General features: G+C 73.9%; 4 protein-coding genes and 1 pseudogene. 3 read left to right on the top strand and 2 right to left on the bottom strand.

The features are described from left to right. Positions 1–1031, top strand: a 1031-nt coding sequence (locus ABZ641_RS29330) for a hypothetical protein (protein ID WP_359986585.1), incomplete at its 5' end; no start/stop codon positions are given. A 117-nt stretch (positions 1032–1148) separates the two neighbouring features. Here the strand turns inward: ABZ641_RS29330 and ABZ641_RS29335 are convergent. Together ABZ641_RS29335 and ABZ641_RS29340 are read right to left on the bottom strand one after the other, a co-directional pair. Continuing rightward, a complete protein-coding gene (locus ABZ641_RS29335; protein WP_359986588.1) occupies positions 1149–1583 on the bottom strand; it encodes a hypothetical protein in 435 nt (144 codons plus the stop codon). A 62-nt stretch (positions 1584–1645) separates the two neighbouring features. After that, positions 1646–1833: pseudogene (locus tag ABZ641_RS29340) on the bottom strand (IS5/IS1182 family transposase); the annotation flags it as partial. A 550-nt stretch (positions 1834–2383) separates the two neighbouring features. On the opposite strand from ABZ641_RS29340, the gene ABZ641_RS29345 reads away from it, so the two are divergent. After that, entirely contained in the window at positions 2384–2800 is a 417-nt protein-coding gene (locus tag ABZ641_RS29345; RefSeq protein WP_344622216.1) for a hypothetical protein, read from the top strand. 154 nt (positions 2801–2954) lie between these two features. Further along, on the top strand, positions 2955–3656 hold a 702-nt coding region (locus ABZ641_RS29350; protein WP_359986591.1), incomplete at its 3' end, for a hypothetical protein.

Genomic DNA, 3656 nt, shown 5'->3' on the forward strand with positions numbered 1-3656 from the left:
GGGACCGGCGCGGCTCACCGCCCGCCCAGCCAGCCCCGCCGACCAGGAAGGCCTTCGCTCCCGTGTCCAGTCGCCGGCGTCGCCGCCCCGCCGCTCTCCTGATCGCCCTGCCGCTGTTCCTGGCCGGCTGCGCGAGCGCCGCAGCCTCGAACCCCGGCGTGGACGGACCGCCGACCGCGCCGGTGACGCCGCCGCCGGTCTCCGCGACACCGACCCTCGCGTCGGCGAACGACAAGCCCCTGCCGCTGGACGCCTACCTGCTGAACCCGCAGCAGGCGTCCGAGGTCGCCAAGGCGCAGCAGGAGCTGGTGTCCCGCTGCATGAAGCGGTTCGGGTTCACGTACAAGCCTCCCGGCTCGGCCGACCAGCAGCGCGACAGCGACGCCCCCGCCAGCCGGGTGGACGGGCGCTACGGGCACCAGAGCGCCGCGTTGATGGCGAAGTGGGGGTACCACCCGGAGGGCGGGATCCGTGCCACCCCCGACGTACCGGGCGGCGGCTGGACGACCACGCCGGAGATGGCCGCCGCCGAGCGCGGCGTGTCCGACCCCAAGCAGCGGCTCGGTCCCGGCGGGCAGGTGGTCAACGGGCAGACGGTGCCGGAGCACGGCTGCGTCGGGGAGTCGGTGAAGCAGTTGACCGGGGCCGTCAACGGCCGGGTGGGCGACGCGCAGACCGCCGACGACATCAAGTTCTCGACCCTGAAGAACTCTCAGGAGGACGCCCGGACACGGGCGGTGTTCGCCCGGTGGTCGCAGTGCATGAAGGGCAGCGGGTACGACTACCCGGACCCGCTGGCGGCGGTCGGCGACCCGGAGTGGCGGAAGACCGCGCTGCCCACCGAGCGCGAGGTGCGGGTGGCGACCGCGGACGCGGCCTGCCGGGCGGAGTACAACGTGGTCGGCGTCTGGTACGCGGTCGACTACGCCTACCAGGAGCAGGCGATCAAGGCCAACGCCCCGGCCATGGCTGCCGCCAGGGCGGCCCTGGAGACCCAGGTCCGGGCGGCCGCCCGGGCGCTGGCCGGCTGACGTCCCGGACCCGCGACTGTCGGCGCCCCCACTGCCGACAGCCCGGTCCGCGTCGGCCGTCCGCGCCGGTGGTCCTCGGCCGTCGTCCTCGACGGTGCAGCGTTCTGCGGCGCGTGGTCAGTCCCAGGCCTCGGGGTCGCCGGGGGCGGGCGGGGGTCCGTTGCGGAAGGCGTCGATGCCGAGGGCGGTGCTGACGAGGCCCATCAGTGCGATGACGGCGGGGACGAGCAGCCGGGACCAGCCGAGCTGGCTGGGGAGCAGTGCGTGGCCGGGGCGGCTGAGGACGGTGACGGTGCCGCCCGGGACGAGGTCGTCGGGGGCGGAGCCGAGGTCGTCGAGGGGGACGGGGTCCGGGACGGCAACGGTGATGACGCGGGCCGTGGTGCCGCGGGCCGTGCGGTCGTAGGCGGCCACCAGGACGGTCGCCCGGACGTGCGGGGCTCCGGCGTACTCGACGTGGGCCGCGATGCCCGAGCCGCCCATGAGGACGGCGGCCAGGAGGAAGACCGGGCCGAGCACGATGTGGAGCTTCGGATCCTTGGCTGTGTGCACGGTCCCCCCTGACTCGTCCGGTTGATCGTCCCGGGCGGGCGGTGGCGTGTAAAGAAGTCATCTCATGTGGCGGGTCTGCGGCGGCGGATGAGGGCGGCGGCGATGGTGGCGAAGGCCGCGAAGTGGCGCCCTTACGCTCGTGGCGGCGGTGGAGCCTGAGGAAGCCGCCGAGCCGGGCGACGGTGCGCTCGACGACCCGGCGGTGCCCGCCGGGGCGGGTCGAGGACTCGGTGCCGCGGCGGGCGATGCGGGCGGTGATCTGTCGGCGTCGAGAGGTCCGGGGAAAAGGACCGGGAGCAATCCCGGCGCTGCTCCCCGGGCCCACTCGGCGACGAGGCCGGCTTCACGCGCCGACCGTCCCGACACCCCGGCCTCAACCCTGACGGGCCGAGGTCAGGAGACCCCGTCGGGGCGTCAGACCCCCTCCTGGACCCCCTCGTGGACCCCGTCCGGCGGCGATCCGGTCGCGATCCGGTCGCAGTCCGGCGCGGGCGAACGGTGGCCGCACCGGTGACGGGACGTCGACGCGGTGGCGGCGGAGGCCGCCGAACGTCCTCGGTCCGCCGGTTCCTTCGCGGTCCGGGGCCGCCCGCGCCCACGCGGCGGAGCCGCCGGTCGACGGAGTCCCCGGTCCCCGCCCCCGGCGGTGTCGTCCCGGCGCCCACGGTGCGTCCGCGCTACGACGGCGCTACCGGGGCGATACGGGCCGTCCCCAAGATGGGGCCGCAACCGCCCGGAGACCACCGACGGGACCGCTCGGAGCGAACGCCGGAGGTGCCGGCGTCGTAAGGAGGAACGAGATGCGCTTCAGGAAGCTCCTCGCCGCGGCCGGCGTGGCCGCCGCCGTTGCCACGACCGGCCTGGCCACGGCGGACACCGCCTCGGCGATCAACTACGACTGCAGTGGCGAGACCCACGCCGTCTGCCTCTACTACAACTCCAGCGCCTACGGTTACGGCGCCTACTTCCAGCAGGGCGGTGACATCCACGACTACGGGGCCTACTGGTTCCAGCCCGGCCTCAACGGCAGCAACGGTGTCGGCAACACGGTGAAGAACCACGCCGCGGCCGTGGACAGCTGGTACGGCGGCAACTTCGTCGTCTACTACAACAGCTGGTACGACTGCAGGTACGCCTGCCAGACCATCCCGGCCTGGAAGACCGTGGACCTCAACAGCGCGCTGAAGAACAACAACGCCTCGGGCGCCTTCCACTGAGCCCGTCCGGGCCTGTCCGGGTCCGTCCGAGCCCGCCCGGGTCCGTGTCCGGGCCCGGGTGACTCCCGCGGTGGTCCCCGGCCGTCCCCACCGGCCGAGGACCACCGCGGCCGCCGATCCACCGAATCCTCCTCGCGAGAGAGAGATCCCACCCGTGTCACGACGCCCGCGCCGCACCGCCCTGCTGATCGCCCTGCCGCTCCTGCTGGCCGGTTGCGCGAGCGCGGGTGCGGAGCCGAAGCCCGGCACCGCCTCCCCGTCGCGCACGGACCCCGTTCCCTCGGTCTCCGCCGTACCTGCGCTCGACTCGGCCAACGACAGGCCGCTGCCCCTCGACGGCTACCTGCTCAATTACGAGCAGCAGACCCAGGTCGAACAGGCGCAGGCCAAGCTGGTCACCGCCTGCATGACCCGGCTCGGATTCACCTTCGCCTTCCCCGCGTCGCCCAGGGAACTGCGCGGCAGCGACGCTCCCACCACCCGGATCGACGGCCGCTACGGCCCGCAGAACGCCGCGATGATGGCGACCTGGGGCTACCACCCGGAGGGCGGCGTCCCCGCCGAGAAGATGCAGCCCCGGTCGGCCCCGGCACCGAAGTCACGGGAGGAGACGATCGCGCAGACCGGCTCCTCGGACCCGAAGCAGCGGTTCGGCCCGGGAGGCCAGCTCGTCAACGGCCGGAAGGTGCCCGACCACGGCTGCTTCGGCGAGGCCAACCAGCGGCTCACCGGTGCTGTGGACGGGCAGATCGGCGACCCGCAGACGGCCGTCACCCTCAAGTTCCGCACGCTGAGCGAGTCCCAGCAGGACACGCGCACCCGGGCCGCGTTCGCCCGGTGGTCGCAGTGCATGAAG

This window comes from Kitasatospora sp. NPDC007106 (assembly GCF_040634455.1).
GTDB lineage: Bacteria > Actinomycetota > Actinomycetes > Streptomycetales > Streptomycetaceae > Kitasatospora > Kitasatospora arboriphila.